19 protein-coding genes are annotated in these 19,562 nt (G+C 36.3%); 8 read left to right on the top strand and 11 right to left on the bottom strand.

The genetic code is table 11. From position 1 onward, the window contains the following. Positions 1-51: 51 nt before the first annotated feature. The gene (locus VXS03_RS09005; RefSeq protein ID WP_327763327.1) at positions 52-534 is read right to left on the bottom strand and encodes a hypothetical protein; all 483 of its coding nucleotides are present in this window, start codon (positions 532-534) and stop codon (positions 52-54) included. 145 nt (positions 535-679) lie between these two features. On the opposite strand from VXS03_RS09005, the gene msrP reads away from it, so the two are divergent. From msrP to VXS03_RS08980, 5 genes are all read left to right on the top strand, one after another. After that, positions 680-1,693 carry a protein-methionine-sulfoxide reductase catalytic subunit MsrP gene (gene msrP / locus VXS03_RS09000; protein WP_327763325.1) on the top strand — a complete coding sequence of 338 codons (1,014 nt, stop codon included), beginning with the start codon at positions 680-682 and terminating at the stop codon, positions 1,691-1,693. Next, positions 1,693-2,364, top strand: a complete 672-nt coding sequence (msrQ, locus tag VXS03_RS08995; protein ID WP_327763324.1) for a protein-methionine-sulfoxide reductase heme-binding subunit MsrQ — start codon at positions 1,693-1,695, stop codon at positions 2,362-2,364. The genes msrP and msrQ overlap by 1 nt, the downstream gene beginning before the upstream one ends. A 190-nt stretch (positions 2,365-2,554) precedes the next feature. Beyond that, a complete protein-coding gene (locus VXS03_RS08990) occupies positions 2,555-3,898 on the top strand; it encodes an MATE family efflux transporter (protein ID WP_327763323.1) in 1,344 nt (447 codons plus the stop codon). A gap of 436 nt (positions 3,899-4,334) precedes the next feature. Beyond that, positions 4,335-6,632: a formate C-acetyltransferase gene (gene pflB, locus VXS03_RS08985; RefSeq protein WP_327763322.1), complete on the top strand. Its 2,298-nt coding sequence runs from the start codon at positions 4,335-4,337 to the stop codon at positions 6,630-6,632. Positions 6,633-6,896: 264 nt separating this feature from the next. Next, positions 6,897-8,366, top strand: a complete 1,470-nt coding sequence (locus VXS03_RS08980; protein ID WP_327763321.1) for a DASS family sodium-coupled anion symporter — start codon at positions 6,897-6,899, stop codon at positions 8,364-8,366. Positions 8,367-8,452: 86 nt separating this feature from the next. Here the strand turns inward: VXS03_RS08980 and VXS03_RS08975 are convergent, their stop codons facing one another. Next, entirely contained in the window at positions 8,453-9,475 is a 1,023-nt protein-coding gene (locus tag VXS03_RS08975; RefSeq protein ID WP_327763320.1) for a methylenetetrahydrofolate reductase, read from the bottom strand. 262 nt (positions 9,476-9,737) lie between these two features. After that, positions 9,738-10,052 carry a divalent-cation tolerance protein CutA gene (cutA, locus tag VXS03_RS08970; protein WP_327763319.1) on the bottom strand — a complete coding sequence of 105 codons (315 nt, stop codon included), beginning with the start codon at positions 10,050-10,052 and terminating at the stop codon, positions 9,738-9,740. 301 nt (positions 10,053-10,353) lie between these two features. Here cutA and VXS03_RS08965 point away from each other — a divergent pair, with 301 nt between their 5' ends. Both VXS03_RS08965 and VXS03_RS08960 read left to right on the top strand, forming a co-directional pair. Further along, positions 10,354-10,710 (top strand): YibL family ribosome-associated protein, encoded by a 357-nt coding sequence (locus tag VXS03_RS08965; RefSeq protein ID WP_080156023.1) that lies wholly within the window; start codon positions 10,354-10,356, stop codon positions 10,708-10,710. Positions 10,711-10,879: 169 nt separating this feature from the next. Further along, complete coding sequence (locus VXS03_RS08960; protein ID WP_045036908.1) at positions 10,880-10,987, top strand: hypothetical protein; 108 nt, start codon at positions 10,880-10,882, stop codon at positions 10,985-10,987. Between the two features lie 11 nt (positions 10,988-10,998). Here the strand turns inward: VXS03_RS08960 and VXS03_RS08955 are convergent, their stop codons facing one another. The 3 genes from VXS03_RS08955 to VXS03_RS08945 all read right to left on the bottom strand — a co-directional run bounded on the left by VXS03_RS08955 (position 10,999) and on the right by VXS03_RS08945 (position 13,498). Beyond that, positions 10,999-11,757 carry an SDR family oxidoreductase gene (locus VXS03_RS08955; RefSeq protein ID WP_327763316.1) on the bottom strand — a complete coding sequence of 253 codons (759 nt, stop codon included), beginning with the start codon at positions 11,755-11,757 and terminating at the stop codon, positions 10,999-11,001. A 107-nt stretch (positions 11,758-11,864) separates the two neighbouring features. Then, positions 11,865-13,064 (bottom strand): enoyl-CoA hydratase/isomerase family protein, encoded by a 1,200-nt coding sequence (locus VXS03_RS08950; RefSeq protein ID WP_327763315.1) that lies wholly within the window; start codon positions 13,062-13,064, stop codon positions 11,865-11,867. A 152-nt stretch (positions 13,065-13,216) separates the two neighbouring features. Beyond that, positions 13,217-13,498: a hypothetical protein gene (locus VXS03_RS08945; protein WP_327763313.1), complete on the bottom strand. Its 282-nt coding sequence runs from the start codon at positions 13,496-13,498 to the stop codon at positions 13,217-13,219. A 256-nt stretch (positions 13,499-13,754) separates the two neighbouring features. Between VXS03_RS08945 and VXS03_RS08940 the strand changes: the two genes are divergently transcribed. Continuing rightward, positions 13,755-14,888 carry a hypothetical protein gene (locus VXS03_RS08940; RefSeq protein ID WP_327763311.1) on the top strand — a complete coding sequence of 378 codons (1,134 nt, stop codon included), beginning with the start codon at positions 13,755-13,757 and terminating at the stop codon, positions 14,886-14,888. A 70-nt stretch (positions 14,889-14,958) separates the two neighbouring features. Here VXS03_RS08940 and VXS03_RS08935 read toward each other — a convergent pair whose 3' ends face one another. From VXS03_RS08935 to VXS03_RS08915, 5 genes are all read right to left on the bottom strand, one after another. Beyond that, positions 14,959-15,309, bottom strand: a complete 351-nt coding sequence (locus VXS03_RS08935) for a hypothetical protein (protein ID WP_327763309.1) — start codon at positions 15,307-15,309, stop codon at positions 14,959-14,961. Positions 15,310-15,473: 164 nt separating this feature from the next. Beyond that, positions 15,474-15,944, bottom strand: coding sequence for a hypothetical protein (locus VXS03_RS08930; protein ID WP_327763307.1), 471 nt, complete (start codon positions 15,942-15,944; stop codon positions 15,474-15,476). Positions 15,945-16,066: 122 nt separating this feature from the next. Continuing rightward, positions 16,067-16,576: a superoxide dismutase [Cu-Zn] SodC gene (sodC, locus tag VXS03_RS08925; protein ID WP_327763306.1), complete on the bottom strand. Its 510-nt coding sequence runs from the start codon at positions 16,574-16,576 to the stop codon at positions 16,067-16,069. Between the two features lie 489 nt (positions 16,577-17,065). Then, positions 17,066-17,515 (bottom strand): GNAT family N-acetyltransferase, encoded by a 450-nt coding sequence (locus tag VXS03_RS08920; protein WP_327763304.1) that lies wholly within the window; start codon positions 17,513-17,515, stop codon positions 17,066-17,068. A gap of 261 nt (positions 17,516-17,776) precedes the next feature. After that, the gene (locus VXS03_RS08915) at positions 17,777-19,294 is read right to left on the bottom strand and encodes a hypothetical protein (protein WP_327763302.1); all 1,518 of its coding nucleotides are present in this window, start codon (positions 19,292-19,294) and stop codon (positions 17,777-17,779) included. Positions 19,295-19,562 lie beyond the last annotated feature (268 nt).

Here is a 19,562-nt window from a genome sequence, read left to right as displayed (position 1 = left end):
TTATACCGACCGCTTCACTGATTCAACTAACCAGCACGATTAGCCTTACTACTACGTCAATAATGTGATTCCAACCACATCAAAACGAGCATTTATGTAACAATAATGACTATGTGAGGCTTGAAAATACCCTGCTGGCATCGTCTCTTTTAATCCGGCTTTTACTAAAGTGGTATGTTCTTCTCGTGTCATAATGACATATTCAAGATGTTCATCAATAATTGACTTAATATTTTCAATTGTTGCTTCATCATCACGTACTAAGGTTTTTAAATGCCCAGTGATCACCGATAACGGCATCATCATCTCTCTTACAAGCAATTTTCGTTCCTTAATATGATTAGCAGCAACTGTTCGCTTACCAATATTAAAAATCTGTATCCAATCAGGTTTACCTTGCTTTGTGACCAACCCATGTTGATAGCAATAATATGACTCTAAAAACGTGCGTAAATGACTATACCGCTCGGAATAGACTTCCAAATAAATATGTTGTAATTCAAGGTCAGCATTAAAACCATTGATTTCACTCATGAGTATTCCTTTTTATTTGCTTGTTTTTATTTACTATTTTTGAAACCAATAATAAAAATTAACTGTTTTTGAAATTTTTGTCATGTGGTTACGGTCTACTCAAATGACAATAATTATCATTTTTAATATTATCAGTAGGTCGCTTATGCAAATTAAAGTTCGCCCTCGCTGGGCATTAACAGAAAGCCAAGTTACGCCAGAAGATGTCTATCATCAACGGCGATCTATTTTAAAAAAACTGGGGATTGCAGCGGTTGGATTGCCACTATCAACCAATGCCCACGCTGGTTTATTTGATTTTATCTCATCTTCAGAAGAGCCGACAATTGATCATCGTCGACAGTTAACAGGAACATCTTCATCATTATCAGATACAGCATTGTCGCTAACACCAGAAGATAAAATTCTTCATTATAATAATTTTTATGAGTTTGGTACGGATAAATCATCACCAGCAGTGCGCGCTGAAAAATTTATTACAGATCCTTGGAAAGTCACTATTGATGGAATGGTAAATAATCCATTTACTCTCGACTATGATGACTTGTTTAATAAATTTACCTTAGAAGATCGTATATATCGCTTCCGCTGTGTTGAAGCATGGTCAATGAATATTCCGTGGATAGGCTTTAGCTTACGCGACATCATTAAAAAAGCCGATCCACAGCAACAAGCAAAATATGTTGCTTTTGAAACGTTATATGATCCAAAACAAATGCCGGGACAAGCATCATCTCGTCTTGGTGGCGGCATTGAATACCCTTATGTGGAAGGTTTACGAATTGATGAAGCCATGCATCCACTGACCATGATCTCGGTGGGATTATATGGCAAAACGCTCGCTCCACAAAATGGGGCTCCCTTGCGGCTTGTTGTACCATGGAAGTATGGCTTTAAAAGTATTAAATCGATTGTGCGTATCCATCTTACTGATAAACAACCACCAACGACTTGGAACCGTTTAGCACCGAGCGAATATGGTTTTTATGCTAACGTTAATCCTAACGTTGATCACCCTCGCTGGAGTCAAGCAAGCGAACGGTTTATCGGCGCAGGTAATGTCTTTAGCAGTCGCCGCCAACCCACATTAATGTTTAACGGCTATGCTGAAGAAGTGGCTGGATTATATAAAGGTATGGATTTAAAAAGGAACTATTAATGCTCACTGACTATGTTCAAAAGTACCGTCTGACCCCTTCTCGCATTCTAATGCTAAAAGTTATCATCCATATGGTGACATTATTCTTTGTTGCATTGTTAATTTATAACACGTTCAACGGTGGGTTTGGTGCTGATCCGATTAAGGGTATTGAACATTTCACAGGTAAAGCAGCATTAAATACATTGATATTGACACTATTACTGTCACCACTAGCAAAGTACTATAAACAAGGAGGTTTGATTCGTCTAAGACGATTATTAGGTGTATACAGCTTCTTTTGGGCGGCACTTCATCTTAGTGCCTACCTTGCTCTAGATCTAAATTTTGACTGGTCTTTATTAGGCAGCGAGATAATAGAGCGCCCTTATCTTGCCATTGGTGCCATTAGCTGGATTATCTTATTACTATTAACACTCACATCAACACAATCAATGCAACGTCGTTTAGGCAAGCATTGGCAACAGCTGCATAATTGGGTATATCTGGCTTTAATATTAAGCCCAATTCATTATTATTGGTCAGTGAAATCTGGTCTTATTGAACCATCGATTTATTTGTTCATTTGTGCGTTGCTGCTGTATTGCCGAAAACAAAAAATATTAAAATGGTTTACAAAAGACAACAAGCCATTGCAGAACAAACCGGTGTCAAAAACACCAAACCGTTAAGCCTTTTTATATTAAATCCAAAGGCAGAGTTACGGCTCTCCTTTGGGTTTTGCTATAACAGATAAGATCATCAAAACCACGTGATCCCGACGCATAAATACAGTTACTTAGATTGACTAACCCCATCAAGCCACAGACAATACCCACAATTTTTTACATTCAAATCTGCGGTTCACATGGAAGCTGTCCAATGACAATATCAACACCCTCACCCTTATCTTTACGTGATGATTCAATTTTCCGTCTTTTTTGGCGCTATACCTTACCGACCATCGCGGCTATGCTTATCACAGGTATCTATGTTGCCGTTGATGGAATGTTTGTGGGGCATTTCATAGGAGAAGATGGCCTTGCGGCAATCATGCTAGGCTACCCTATTGGCTCTATTCTTTATGCTATTGGTGCCATGATTGGTATGGGAGCATCAGCATTAGTCTCGATTAAAATGGGAGAAGATAATACTCAACAGGCACGTTATATTGTTGGTAATGCACTAACACTTTGTATTGTTGCTAGTCTTATTTTTTGCTCGTTAGGTCTACTATTTGGACAAGATATTCTTGTTTGGATTGGGGCTAAAAATCATATTTTAACAATGGCAACAGAGTATCTATTTTGGTATTTCATCATGGGTGGGTTTGCTATTGTTTCAATGGCTTTTTCGGCATTATTGCGTAACGATGGTCAACCTAATCACGTAACGCTAATCATGATATTAGGTGGTGTATTAAATATCGTTCTCGATTGGTTGTTTATTGTCGTTATTCCTTGGGGATTAACCGGCGCCGCTATTGCTACTATGCTATCGCAAGCCGTTACTTGTATTTTATGCTTGCACCATTTTTTCACTGACAAAACAGAATTACGCATTGACTGGGATAACCTTAAAATAAAATGGGATACTGTATTTCAAATACTGAAATTAGGTACATCCAGTTTATTAATGTATCTGTACCTATCTGTGGTATTGATACTGCACAGCAAAGCCTTTTTATTGGTTGGCAAACCCATTCATGTCGCCGCCTACAGCATAGTTAGCTACACAGAAGCATTCTTTTATTTGATTTTTGAAGGCATAGCTTTAGGGACTCAACCCATTGTCAGCTTTAATACTGGTGCGGGCCTGAAAGATCGCGTTATTAAAATTCGAAACCTTGCATTTACCATTACCTTATTAATCGCTGCAATTGGCGTTATTATTTTATATAGCATTCCAGATACCGTGGTATATATGTTTGCAGGCAATAACCCACTCCTTCAACCTGAAGCAGTTAAAGGTATGTCGCTTTATTTTTGGGGACTTCCTTTTGAAGGGATATTACTCATAGGTGCGACCTACTTTCAGGCAGTCAATATGCCCAAAGAAGCCTCCCTATTAACAGGAGGAAAGCTCATTCTGATTTCAATTATTATATTTGTACTTGCATATACAGTGGGAGTGACAGGGGTTTGGCTTGCATTGCCGACTTGCAGTGCTTTACTTACACTATGGATGGTATTTAGATTACGTAAACTATCCAGAGCTATTGCATAAATAGAACATTAACTTACGGTTATTACTATAAAATCGTTATTTAATTATGAGTGACGATTTTATGGTTCACTGATCCCTACAACACAGTCTTACCTATAATATAACTGGCTCTACATCATAACTTTTCTCCGCTACAAAGCACTTATAATAATTTGACCAGACAATTTATGCATAAAAATCATATGTAAAATGAAAACCATTCATTTTACTCATATAGTTATTAGTCATACTATTATTTCAAGGTTAAAAGCAGCATATCACACCCAAATATGGTTCAAGATAACTGCAACAATAAAAACCAACCTATTAATATTGAAAGTAATAACCAGTACCTCAATCAACATTTATTACATTGAATAAATTGCACTAAATAAAAAGAGAGCAATAAACAACATTGCTCACTCGCATTCAAATTTTCATTATAGAGGTAAGTAGTATGACAATCCCAACAACTGACATGCTTGATGCATGGCGTGGTTTTAGTAAAGGCGAATGGCAAACTAGCGTTAATACACGTGACTTTATTCAAACTAACTATACGCCATATGAAGGTGATGAATCTTTCTTAGCCGAAGTAACCGAGACAACCACTACGTTGTGGAATGATGTAATGGAAGGCATCAAGCGAGAAAGCAGCACTCACGCACCGGTTGACTTTGATACAGACTTACCTTCAACCGTTACCTCTCATGGTGCTGGCTATATTAACCAAGATCTTGAAACAATTGTCGGCCTGCAAACAGATAAACCGCTGAAACGTGCAATTATCGCCAATGGCGGTATTCGCATGGTGAAAAGTTCATGTGAAGTTTACGGTCGTGAATTAGACCCAATGGTTGAAAAAATCTTTACTGATTACCGTAAAACACATAACAAAGCCTGTTTTGATTTATACACCAAAGAAATTATAGCTTGTCGTCGTTCTGGTATTATCACAGGTTTACCTGATGCGTATGGTCGTGGCCGTATTATTGGTGATTACCGCCGCTTAGCACTATACGGTATTGATTTCCTTAAAGCCGATAAATTAGAGCAATATAACTCAACTCAATCTTTCCTTGAACAAGGCCAAGATTTAGAAAAAACCATGCGTCTACGTGAAGAACTTGCCGATCAAGTTCAAGCACTAGAAGATATTCGCACAATGGGGCTTACATACGGCATTGATATGTCTTTGCCTGCTAAAACAGCTCAAGAAGCCATCCAATTTACCTACTTTGGTTATCTTGCTGCTGTTAAATCACAAAATGGCGCAGCAATGTCGCTTGGCCGTACATCAACATTTATTGATGTCTTTGTTGAGCGTGATATCGCTAACGGTTTAATCACTGAGCAGCAAGCACAAGAAATGATTGACCATTTCATAATGAAACTACGAATGGTGCGTTTCCTACGTACACCAGAGTACGATTCATTATTCTCTGGCGACCCCATTTGGGCAACAGAAGCAATGGCCGGTATGGGTGTTGATGGTCGTACATTAGTCACTAAGACCACATTCCGTTACCTACATACTTTACATACAATGGGCCCTGCTCCTGAGCCAAACATGACTATCCTTTGGTCTGAGCAACTGCCTATCGCCTTTAAGCAATATGCAGCTAAAGTCTCCATTGAAACATCGTCTGTTCAATACGAAAACGATGATCTAATGCGCCCTGATTTCAACAACGATGATTACGCTATCGCATGTTGTGTAAGCCCACAAATTGTAGGTAAACACATGCAGTTCTTTGGTGCGCGTGCCAACCTTGCTAAAGCATTACTGTATACCATCAATGGTGGTGTTGATGAGAAATCACAACAACAAGTAGGCCCTCAGGTTGCTAAAATCACGGATGAAGTGCTTAATTTTGATACGCTAATGCCTCGTTATGATGCCATGCTAGATTGGTTAGCAACTCAATATGTCACCGCACTTAATATTATCCATTACTCACATGATCGCTATAGCTATGAAGCGTCACTGATGGCATTAATGGATCGCGATGTTCGCCGTACTATGGCTTGTGGTATTGCAGGCCTTTCTGTTGTCGCCGATTCGTTAGCTGCTATTAAGTTTGCCAAAGTAACACCGATTCGTGATGAAAATGGCGTCGCTATCGATTTTGATATTGAAGGCGATTACCCTAAATTTGGTAATAACGACGCACGTGTAGATGACATTGCTTGTGATCTCGTTGAACGTTTCATGAAGAAAATTCAAACGATGCATATGTATCGTGAAGCCATTCCAACACAATCAATCCTAACCATTACCTCTAATGTTGTATACGGTAAGAAAACAGGTAATACACCTGATGGTCGTCGTGCTGGTATGCCATTTGGTCCAGGTGCGAACCCAATGCATGGGCGTGATGAAAATGGCGCAGTTGCTTCATTAACCTCAGTATCAAAACTGCCATTTGCTTATGCGAAAGATGGTATTTCTTATACTTTCTCTATCGTACCAAATGCATTAGGTAAAGATGAAAATACACAAAAGCAAAACCTTGCAGCATTAATGGATGGTTACTTCCACCACGAAGCAGCAGGCACAACAGACGGTATTGAAGGTGGCCAACACCTAAACGTGAACGTATTAAACCGCGACACATTATTAGATGCAGTTGAACACCCAGAGAAATACCCTCAGCTAACTATTCGTGTATCAGGTTATGCCGTACGTTTTAATTCTTTAACACGTGAACAACAGCAAGACGTAATTACTCGTACATTTACCAGTAAAATATAACAGCAGCAATAAAGATAGCGATAAACAAAATGGCATGACTACCTAGTTTTGTTTGTTATCTAGCGCCACCTTATACTTAATAAGGTGGCGTTTTTCGTTATACTTCATAGATAATAGCCAATGTACTTATTGCATAAAAAACAACCTATTTAAGATTAAAAACCTGTCTTTTCTCATTAATATTAATGCAAATAACATATTAAGTAGGAATTATTAAAATCACATATACCATATAGGGATACACAACAACATAACTAGAAGATCATGACTACAACTGCCGTTAAAGAATCCTTACCGCCAGAACCTTTCTTTGCCATCAAAATAATTCCATCAATAATCATTGTATTGCTCAGTACTCTCAGCTGGCACTTTATCGATATACCGTCCGAACTAAATATTGCCGCCTTTCATACCGCTATTATTTTTATTGCAACCATTGTCGCTATCGTTGCTAATGTCTTACCAACAGGTGCCGTTGCCGTTATTGCTGTTTCAGCTTATGCCGTCCTTCATGCTGGTGGCGAAACCTCAGCTAAAGCGGCAATTATGGCAGCAACCAGCAACTTTAATAATGTCTTGATTTGGTTAATTGTCATTGCCTTTATGATTGCTCGTGCCTTTGCTAAAACAGGCTTAGGTAAACGCATTGCCCTTATCTTGCTTAGTTGGTTTGGACAATCATCTTTACGCATAGCTTACTGTTTGGGCGTAGCCGATTTTCTTATTGCCCCAGCAACACCAAGTAATACTGCCCGTTCAGCCATTATCTCCCCTATTGCAGACTCACTAGCTAAAGTCATCAACAAAGATGATCACAAGCTGGGTCAATACCTTATTTCTTCAGTGAGCGCCATGAACGACGCATCAGCAGTAGGTTTTCAAACAGGATTTGCGGGGAACCTTGCTTTAGTCGGGATAGCCGCTTCAGTTGCTGGCATTAATATGACCTTTAGCCACTGGGCACTGTATTTATTACTACCAGCTGTAATTTTACTATTAACGATCCCCTTTATTCTGTTTAAATTTATTAACCCAGAAACAAAAAAAACGCCACAAGCTCCTGCTTATGCAAAACAAGCTTTACTGCATTTAGGCCCAGTTAGTATTGCTGAATGGAAATTAATCGCGGTCTTTATTGCATTAATTATTATGTGGGTCGGTGGACAATCCTTACATTTGCACTCAACCACATCAGCATTTATCGGTTTATCTGCCTTATTAATCTTAGGTGTTTTAAATTGGAATGATGTCAAATCAGAAAAAGGCGCATGGGATACGCTAATTTGGTTTGCAGTGTTAATGGGAATGGCGAGTCAGCTAAAAAAACTCGGTTTTACTGCTTGGGTCGGCCATGGTGTTTCTGATTTAATTAGCCAATATATGGGCCATGCTAGCTCCACTGTCATTTTAATTGTCATGATGATTTTCTACCTTGTAACCGCCTACTTCTTTGCATCAGGTACTGCAAAGGTTGTTGCTTTAGGTCCGGTGATTATTGGCTCATTAATGGCTTTAGGTGTTAGTCCTTTAATCTCAATTTTAGCCGTAGCGGGAATTACAAATATAGGTTGTAACCTTACAACCTATAGTCATGCGCGCAATCCATTATTGATGGGTTATCAATATCATAATGATAAACAGTGGATGAAAATTGGCTTGATAATCTCTGGTGGTGGTGCCGTAATATTTATGACTTCAGGCATTATTTGGTGGTCGATCTTAGGTCTAATGTAAGCCATCAGTACCATCATCTCAGCGTACAAAAAACAGCCCATACCATGGTAAATCGGTATGGGCTAACTTTCCTGCCTTTACTATAACTAAATCAATGCAATTGATGCATTCGCTTTAGCTTGTAATGTTCGAAACTCATGTTTAGCTAAATGACTGTCCATTGATGCGCGAAGTAATTTATACAATAAAATAGACCCATCAATTTCTTCTTTACGATTGGTTAAACTTTCAATATTAAGCCCCAATGGTAAATCATATTCAACCACTGCATCTAAAATTTGATTAAGGCTATTGCAGCACATTTTAATCGATTCATGTAATGGATTTGTCGCATTTAAAATACGTAAACTGGTTGCCTCAGGCACACTCACACCTAACCATTCAATAAACTCTAGTGTCTTAGCGCTACCACATGGTGAAAACGTTAATAAAATACGCTGAGGTTTAATGCCATCTTGCTTACATTCAATCGCATAACGAGTCAAAATATCAATTGTTGCCTGAGTGTCATAAATAGCCTGAGAAATAAAGAAATTACACCCTTGTTGATATTTTTCAATTAAACGTGCGTGTTCATTGCCTTTTTTAGCATGACGTTCAGCAATCATAATGCCGCCAGTAAAAAAGTTATTTTGATGCTCGGCCAATGCTTGATATGCCGTAGATAACGGCAACGATACTTCATTTTTCGCTGATGGACTTCCAACCAAGACAATGTCTCGTACTTGATATTCTTGCCACGCTTCATTTAGCCACTCATCAAAAGCCTCGGTTTCTGATTGTACAACACTTTTATAAGTAATCACTGGACGCCCAGTTTTCTTATTAAGTAACGATGAATAATAGCGAGGATCATGAGTCGACTTGAATGGAAATGGACGCGGTTTTTGGGTCCGTGAAACTTCATCTTGAATGTCATACACAATTAAACCATCAATAGCGAGATCTTTAATACGGTTCACTAAACGATCTGCAATACCTTCAACTTCATCTAAAGGCGTATTGGTTTTTGGAGGCGTTGTACCAATAAAATAAACACCGCGTGTAATATCGTTATAACGCACACGTAATTCAGATTCTGCATTTGTTTCTAACGCTTGATTTACCATTAATAATTACTTCCATGTATTGTCATCGGTCTTAAATGTAGCCATAGATCATCAAACCGATGATGACAAATATTCCCTAACAACAGCGTCCTCACAGTGCACTATCGTTAACATCCTTGTATTAAAACTATTATATCTTCCAGAAAGATACTAATTATTTAAATGCATAAATTAGTTTCTTTTTCAAAATACCTTGTTTCCTTTGTACCTAATCGCTCTCTATAAATCAAAATATATCCGTTATATTTTCAATCATATAAAATCACACACAGGTCTGATCTATCCATGATAAGTAGTCTACTGAACCCTTTATTATCGGTAGTTGGATAATTTCAGGCGTTTCATAAAGGTGGTGTTTTACTATTACTGCTTGTACCTGCTCAAACAGATTCATTTTCGTCTTAATAATTATTTGTTGCTCTTGATCGCAGTTAATCTTCTGTTTCCAATGGTAATAACTTTTAATCGGCATAACTTGAATGCATGCCGCGAGGCGCTGTTCAAGTAGAGCATTAATGATTGTTTGACCATTTTCATCATCTGAAAATGTAGTAACAATGACACAATAATTTGTCATTTTTGTTCCTTCTAAAAACTCATGTATTAAATTAATAATCAAATATTAGTGATAAATGTTATCAGAGCGATTCATCGCCATCGTTTTTAGCCAAATTTGTTGATAACAATGAATGGCATCGATATATCTAAATAGAGAAAGAGGCACATATCTCCATAAAAATGCAATTTTGAGCAAAAATAGTTGCTGGATAGCGATCCAGTTATCAAAAATATAATGTATACTAGCGGCAACTCAATACCTAATTCATCGTAAACACTACGATTTAGTGTATTGCGAGTGTTAATACAAAGGTAATGAAATGAATTTAAACCAAGAGCTTCAAAATCTTAACAATCGTATGGACAAGTGCCAGCGTAAACTTGCTGCTGCTATTCAACGTGATGATAAAGTTATCATCAAGCAGTTTAAAGATGAGCTTCTTAGCCTTAACAAAAAAGCGCAAAACGTTAAACACCGTAAGTCAACAGAAGTAAGTGGCAAAAGTAAAGATGTAAAATCTCTTGCTTTTAATCGCGTGTTAACTAAAGCAGAACAAGCAGACATGGGTAAACTGAAAAAATCAGTAAAAGACCTTGTTGTTGTTCACCCAATGACGGCTCTTGGTCGTAGCATGGGTATTAAAGCTGTTACAGGTTACGCACCAAAAGCATTCTAATATCTGTTTACAAGGTAACTTATAAACAAATATTGCCGAAAGGCATAAAAAAGATCGTCATATGACGATCTTTTTTTATGTCAAAAATACAGCCATACCTTAATATTAATGCTAATTAATCCATAAATTGAGGTAGAATATATTCTTTCATCGTTATTTGGACTTCCCAATGGAAAAACTAATGCCGTATATGGCAAAATTCGCATTTGGTCTATCAATGATCATGTTTGTTGTTGGTGGCGTTTTAGCATTAGTAGCACTATACAACCACTTTTGAGTAGACTGTGATTACAACCGTAATCCACCGTCAATCTCAAGTACCCTGCCGGTGAAATAATCATTTTCGATAATAAATCTCACCGAATGGGCGATTTCTGTTGGCTCACCAATACGTGCTAGCGGAACCATCGCCAACATACGCTCAATCATGTCATCATTAATTTGTGCAGCCATTGGCGTATCAATCAAACCCGGTGCAATTGCAGCAACTCGAATGCCATATTGTCCAAGCTCACGCGCCCAACCGACAGCCATCGTCGTTACTGCCGCTTTTGATGCAGCATAGTTTGTTTGACCGATATTTCCTGCACGAGCTGCACTAGAAATATTGATAATCACGCCTTTGGTTTCATTTTCAATCATCCATTTAGCCGCTTCTCTGCCACACAAAAAAGTACCCGTAACGTTAACATTCATTACCGTTTGGAATTGATCTAATGACATTTTACTTATGCCCGTTTGATCTTTATGTACCAATAAACCATCATCCAGGATACCAGCATTATTAATTAGAATATCAATATGCTCAAAATCTTCCATGATATGAGTAAAAGCCTCTTCTACCTGATCTTCACTCGTCACATCCGCTTCATAAATTCGCGCCATGCTATTAAGCATATGACATTGATCTTGTGTTTGTCTTAGCCCTACTGTATTGACATCAATTAAAGCGAGCTGTGCTCCCATCTGTGCAAGCGTCACTGCCATCATTTGCCCAAGCCCTTGACCTGCTCCAGTTATGACAATAACACTATTCTCAATGTCCACGTTAATTCGCTCCTAAACCTAATTTATACATATTTCAAAAAACACTGATTAACATTAACAACTCGAAAAAATGGATAAATCACAAAACTGTTTCATTATTCGAGTAGTCATATTAAATCAGTTAATGGATTTGCTTGTTGCTGCCATAACGGCGTAAATAAACTATCAACTAAACGACTATCAACGGTAGAAATAGTCTTATATAACCACTGTGGCTGAGCATCTTTATCAATGAGTCGCGCTCTTACACCTTCTTTAAACTCTCCCACTAACCCACATCGAACAGACAGAGATAATTCCATCTTAAAGCATTCAGCTAAGCTTGCTTGTTGGTATTGTTGCATTTGCTGAAAACAGATGTGAGCTGATAATGGGCTTCCATTGGCAAGGGTTTGTTTTGCTTTTTCAAGCCAACATCCCAACCCGTCAATAGCATTAATTTGTTGGTAAACAATCTCAAGCGTTGGTGCCACACACGCCGCTTGAATTTGTGGAAAATAAGGGATCATTTGACTTGATGGCCGCTGACGTTCTGAATCTGTCGCAATCTCAGTTAGCATTTCTGTTATTACCACTGAAATTTGATTTTCTGCTACATTTTGCCACGGATAATGCTTCAACAGTTTAATCAAACGCTCGCGATCTTTATCAACAATAAGGTGATCTGCCATTGCTAAATCAAGCGCATCACTTGCATTAACATCAGCCCCTGTTAGACCTAAAAATAGGCCTATTCCAGCAGGAAGCTGATTTAAAAACCACGTTGCACCCACATCAGGATATAAACCAATATTTATTTCAGGCATTGCTAACGACGCTGACGGTGTGACAACGCGATGGCTAGCACCAATAAAGAGCCCTAACCCTCCCCCCATCACTAACCCATTACCCCAAGCAATAATCGGTTTAGGGTAACTATGGATCAGATAATCACAGCTATATTCAACTGTAAAATAATCAACCAAAAACGGCTTAGCTAAATAGCTATTTTCATTGTTAGCGCGATGAATATAATCATCAACTGTTGGCATCGCCACTTGCTCTACAGCAGCCAAAGCGGGATCGTTTTCAATAGCATAATAAAGCGCTCGAATATCAGCACCAGAACAAAATGCTTTTTCACCAACAGCTTGAATCAACACACTCACAATATTTTCATCATGTTGCCAATGCAATAATTGCTGTTGAATCGTTCTAAGCATTGTCAGTGTTAATGCATTTAATGATGACGCATTATTCAGTTCTAGCACACCAATTGCATGACCACTACCGCATCGAATTTCAAATATATTTACCATTCCAGTCATCCTTAAACCTCTTTAATAATCCATTCAATTAGCAATAATATGCTATTTATAGCCTCTAGCAGGGTGATAGTTAAGAAATAGTGTTGAAAACAGAGTTTTCAATTTTATCGCGGCATAAAAAAACACCAAATACTTTAAGCGTAAGTACATGATTAGCCATCATAATCTCTGGATTTCCTAGCTTCAGACTCACATTCTGCAACGGTATCCCATAATAATTTTTCTCGTATACGCTGTCGTTCTAAATTGGCGTTAATACCGTCAATAACATTTTGATCCATCGGACCTAAATAATGATCTGTTGTATCAGTGACAATAACGCGAAGTTCTTCCATTGTAGGTAAACGGTTATTCGATTCTTCAAAGTCATCAAAAATGTCATTAACTTTCCCTGACACCTCTTGTTTGATTCTTTTAAATTCAGAACTATCCATATATACCTCCAGAAAAACCACACTAATAATAGTAATAAACGATCGATTAAAAGCAATTGCTGGATCGCATTTATTATATTAATCTATCAAAAACAAACAATAAACATACACTTTTAATCATATCACTTAACAAAATAAATATAGAATATTACTCTACACTATATGTATTTATAGCTAATTTCTTAATCAGTATAGTTGTCCTATACGACATAAAAATGAAATTTACACGACATAAAAGTAAGGATATGACACTCTTTTGAAGACTCTCAATCACACTATTCAGTCTTATCTCTCTTTTCCATTATCATTGTGCTTTTTTTATACAGCAACGGTTAATGCAGATTCTCTTGATCATAAATCCTTAGAGAATCCTCAAACAGAAACCAGAACATTACCACAGACAACAACTACGCAGTCTAACGACAGCAACGACAGCAACGACAGCAACGACAGCAATACAATGAAACAATGGATTGACAACTCTCAGCAATCAATGACTGATTCTGTACACAATGTTGGGGAATATATAGATCAAAGCTTAACGAAAGATGAAGATGAAGCAGAACTAACCAACCGTAGTTATCTCCGTATTCGCCAGCGATCAATATATTCGTATCGAGGTAAATTAGAAAATGATTTTAAAGTTTACTTTAAGCTCGATTTACCACATGTAAAGCGAGATTGGAAATTGATTCTAGATTCAGAACCTAGCGATTATGACAGTCTAGAAAGTAAGCAACGTGGTATAGCCTCTGGAAGTAAAACTCAGAATGGGGATACTGTCGGTGGTTTTAGACTTCAAGATGCACAATTTGGTAACTGGAGCTCTGATTTTGATATTGGTATTAAGCTCAAATTTCCCATCGATCCTTTTGTCAAAACGCGCCTTACACGTGTTGATAATATCAGTGACAACTGGACAACCCAATTAGAACAAGAATTATTCTATTATGATTCAAAAGGTTTTGGTTCTCTCACTCAATTAAGCGGATTTTATGCCCTAACCCCAGATCACAAAAAAATTTTTAGAACCACAACCAGCGCACAATATTTACAAGAAGATGATAAGTGGGAATTAGTACAACAATTTAATGTTTATCAGCGAGCAACAGAAAGGGATTTATTTGAGTATTCTATGGGAATAAGTGCAGATACCGATGAAATGAAAGAAATCACTAACTATTGGGTATCGGCTGAATGGAAACGACGTGTGTATAAGCACTGGCTTTATCTCGCGGCACGTCCACAACTTGAATTTCCACGAGATTATAATTACCACGCAAATCTAGGCATTATGATTGAAATTGAAATGTTCTTTTCTAAAAACCGTAAAATTGATGAATTAAAGCGTTATATTCCTAAGCCAGTAAAATTACGCAAAGAAACATAACTTTTACAACTAAAAACACCTTTACGTTATGAGGAACACTGCCCTTCAAACCTAAAGGTGTTAGTTTCAATTACTTCTTATTCTGCTGTGAAATCGGCATTGTGTCGTTAATCACTACTGGGCCTAGTCCATTAACACAGCGTTGATAACCTTGCTTCCAACCTTCAACATATTTCATTTTCTCAACCCCTTTCATATCATCAAGGATCATTTTAGAGGGTTGCCATTGATTATTCATTGCATCTTTACAACCATCGTTATAACCGTGTTGAATAAATTGCTGGTTAAGTGTGAGAGGCTTGGCTGCTTGCGTTGCGGTTTCTTTTGCTGCCGCTGTTGCAGAAGATGTGGATGTTAACACTGACGAACTACATCCAGATAAAAGTGCAAACAGACCAACTATCGCCCATGAATAACGCATATTTTTACCTTACAAATCAAAATTAGCTATTTGGGCTCATCATACCCCAATATCCCTTAATGGAATATTAATCTTGCTATATTCTGCTTAATAGTTTTGTTAATACGACTTACTGACTATTTTTTATTCGTAATATATTACTGTATTTAATATTCAACCATTAACTAATGATGCTGTAATCTAACCGCTATATTGTTATTAATTATCATCGCAATAAACAATATAATAAATGTCACTAAGGCTACAGGTGCACCATATTGTAGAGACAAAGTGCACAAATTATATACATTTGATGAGATTAATGTTCCTGAAGAAAAGCTTGATAAAACAATCACATTAATGGCACTTAACCCTGCAAACAGGCTCACCATAACAAGAGTTTGATATGACTGTCTTTTTATTGTAAACAGCTGATTAGTCCGTGTTGCTTCAAAAAGAAATTTCTGCCCTAAAGAGTATGACACTAACAACAATAACGTACTGTAAAACAAAGAAAACCCAAAAATCGAAATAGGATAGAGTACTTTACTTGAACCCAATAAATACACAAATTTTGCCGCTTCTAAAGCACTATAAAAAACAATAGCGGCTAATGAGTAAAATACTATTTGGCGTACAAGTCGATGTATGTTCATTCTAATAACCTAACAAAACCTAAATATAATACAGACAGTTAAATGCTTTAAATTTAACTCCTTTTATAACGCCAATAAAAAAGCGCTGAATCATCAGCGCTTTCTTCAAACGTTATCGTGTATTATTTTATCACACCACATACCATACGTGCACCACCACCACCAAGCGGCAGAGGGTGATCTGAATGATTATCACCTCCAGTGTGAATCATTAATGAGCGCCCTTTCAAATCTGATAATTTTAATCGCGGTGCTAGTACAGGCTGAACAGCATCACCTTTATTATTAACATAAAGAGGTGGTAGATCTCCTAAATGATTGTCATCCGTCCACGAGAAGCCATGCTTGCCCGTTTTCATAGGATCATAATGTCCACCTGCAGCCCCACCTAAAATAGTCTTACCCATTTTTTCAGTCGTACCACATGATGGATTTGTATGAACATGAAAACCATGTAACCCTGCTGGTAAGCCTTCCAAGTGTGGTGTAAAGACTACACCATATTTTGTTTGTTCAGCTGATATCGTCCCAGCCACCATACCAGAGTTAAGATCTGTCATCTTAATTGAAAGATCTGCTGCACTTGCACTTGCACTCGCTAAAATCAAAGCGGAGAGTAGTAATTTTTTCATTGTTATAATCCTTATAGAAACTCATTTAAAACATATTAGTGCATAACTGAACAATACGTTATTGGTGGCATATTTTTGCCAGACAAAAATATCCACATCCAGTAAAAATGTATAATAGTTAATACTTATGAGCTTAATAGAAATTATCAATGAAATATTTTAGAAGAAAATATCACCATCAAAGACGGTAACGAACAGAATATTTTTACCCATACAAACATAATAAATAGGTAGATGTGCTAAAAAAGATAATTATTTTGCGATAATTAAATAAATTATTAATTTTATTTAATTATGTGGAAATAAAAAATTTGGGAATAAAAAGCAGGAGTCATAGGTACATGCGGGCATTCAAATTTTAATAATTAACAAAATAATAAGGTATCATGAATCTGAAGTAAAAAGCCTCGAAATAGTTTTGAGGCTTTTATCATCATTAGAGATAATATTAGTATATTGTAAGTAATAATAAATTATTATACTGATGATTTATTTTAAATGTTTTAAGTAAGTGAAAAACTCGACATCTTTTTCATAATCATTTTTTTCATATAGATTTTGAGCTTTAAGGTTATCAACAGCCGTGCTTAGCATAATAAACGATGCGTCAGTTTCTTTAGCAAGTTCATCTGCTTGATTAAGGAGTAACTGAGCCACACCATGAGAACGTGCAGATTCGGCAACAAACAAATCATACAATAACCAGGTACGATTCATTTCTAATGAACAAAATAATGGATATAACTGAGTGAAGCCAACATAGTTATCATCTTTATCTACAATATAATAAATCACTGATTCATTATTCGATAAACGCTCTTCTAAATATTTTTGTGGATTCTTCTCTGAATAATCAACATGGTAAAATGTTAAATATTCTTTATATAATGGTACTACTTTATTAAGATCGTTTAATGTTGCTTTTTTTACTGTAAACATAATACACCTCATTATTTTTGTTTATTAAATGCCTTATAAATTTCACATTCAATAAAATTATACACAATATAAGATTTATAATATGAGTTACAAATATAAATTCATCTCATATGAATATATCCACGGTATAATATACTTCTGAGTTGATATTTATCGCTCACAGCTCAATCATACCTAAGATTATAATAGATATTCTATTGCTTTGTTTTATATTCACCATAAAAAAAGGTGTCAAAAATGACACCTTTAATTAAATTTTATTTAGCGACTTTTAATGATAAATGTATCTACGCTATCATCCTTATCGCCTTTAGATCGAACAACACCTGTAATATATTCATTATTCTTACCGTTAATATAGGCAAACAGCGAACCATACGTTCCTTCGCCCTTTTCTATTACAATCGCTGTTATTTGACCATTGTTAGGATCAACATCCAAATTGACACACTCATAAGCATTAAGTTTAACTCTCGATGATATCTGGCATGTTTTAGCGTTTACATTTATAACAATAAAATAATTACTTGGCTTCAGACTATCCTTTGCTCGATACCAAGCATATTTCCCAGCATATTCTGAAAGATTATTATTGTTCTTATTAAAGCGCTGTTTCACACCAAGTATATAGCGAGTTGCAATATCAGCACCTAAGCAATTAACTTCACACTCACGTGCATATTGAATTTTACTGATAAAACTTGACAATATACCATTTGAATACGAAGTAAGCGTTACATCTACAACACTATCTGGCATAAATTGAGTATTGTTATTTTTATAACCATCAACTCGAAGGGTATTGTTAATAACATTTACTGTAATTGGATCATTTGCACTTGTATATAGATTAATATCATTGTTACTGGTCGATTCACCATTCATAAAATCAAGTTTAAAATTAGCTAATTCAGCTTGATCGGTGCTAGCATTATAATCAATATTTGAATCAACTATATCAATAGCCTCTTCAGTAACAGTATTATTATCAGTATTGTAAGTATTCTTCAATTGCTTAATGATGACGCCATTAGTTATATTAAACCACGTTGTTGTAACTGCCTTTAATGATTTATTTTCTTCAACCGTTTTAAATTTACCTGAATTATAACTAACCCCACCAGCCTCAATTTTTTCCAAACCAAGATATGTTGTTGTTACTTTAGTTGGTATGACCACGATTTGATGTAAAGCATTATCAAAAACTTTTGTATTAAATTGTGAACGAGTTTGCTCGTTTTTCTCTAAATTAAAATCGAACTGAACATTTCTATCCATGTAATGAAATGTTTTATACTTATTATTATTGTATAAAATACTTTCATCAACCTTCGTTATTACTTTATTTGGCACATCAACAATATAATATTCAGTATGCACATTACCATTAGCATCTTTATATTTTAATTTATGAGAGATTTTATCTTCATACTCAAGATGCTGGTTAAATACATTAACAGTCGATTCATCAAGTTGATGATCTGCCGTTGTTGCAACATATTTTATACTCGCGCTACCATTTTGATACATATCAACATGAAAGAATGTTATCGCGGTATCTTTAGGATCGACAGCAACTTCCGGTTCAAGTTTTACAACAGGTTTGACTACTATTATCGGTTTATCTATTGCGGGTTTGATTATAGTTTTTACTTCAGTTGGTTTAACCACCATCGGCTTCGTCATTTCTGGCAACGTCGATTGCTCAGTCTCTGAATCCCCCCCACCACCACAACCTACCAAAGATAAAGCGCCTAGTAAGACAACAACATTACGCATAAAAATACTCAAAATGGATTACAAAAAAAGATTTAAATCCTTTTATCACCATTTAAATACATTACAAACATATAAATACATGTAGCATTATCAATAAGTATAGAATCAAAATAAATAGAGCTAAAATCAATATAAAAAACAAAAAAATCCATATTTTACAGTTATTTATAAATTACCTTAAGGGCAAGAATATCTATATATTTATAAATATAGCCTTGCTAAGGATCGCTTCGAATAAATACGATATTGATCGTATGTCTATTTTTAA

Origin of the sequence: Photobacterium sp. S4TG1, assembly GCF_036040035.1 — a bacterium.
Lineage (GTDB): Bacteria > Pseudomonadota > Gammaproteobacteria > Enterobacterales > Vibrionaceae > Photobacterium.
This window is presented reverse-complemented; position numbering and strand designations above follow the sequence as displayed.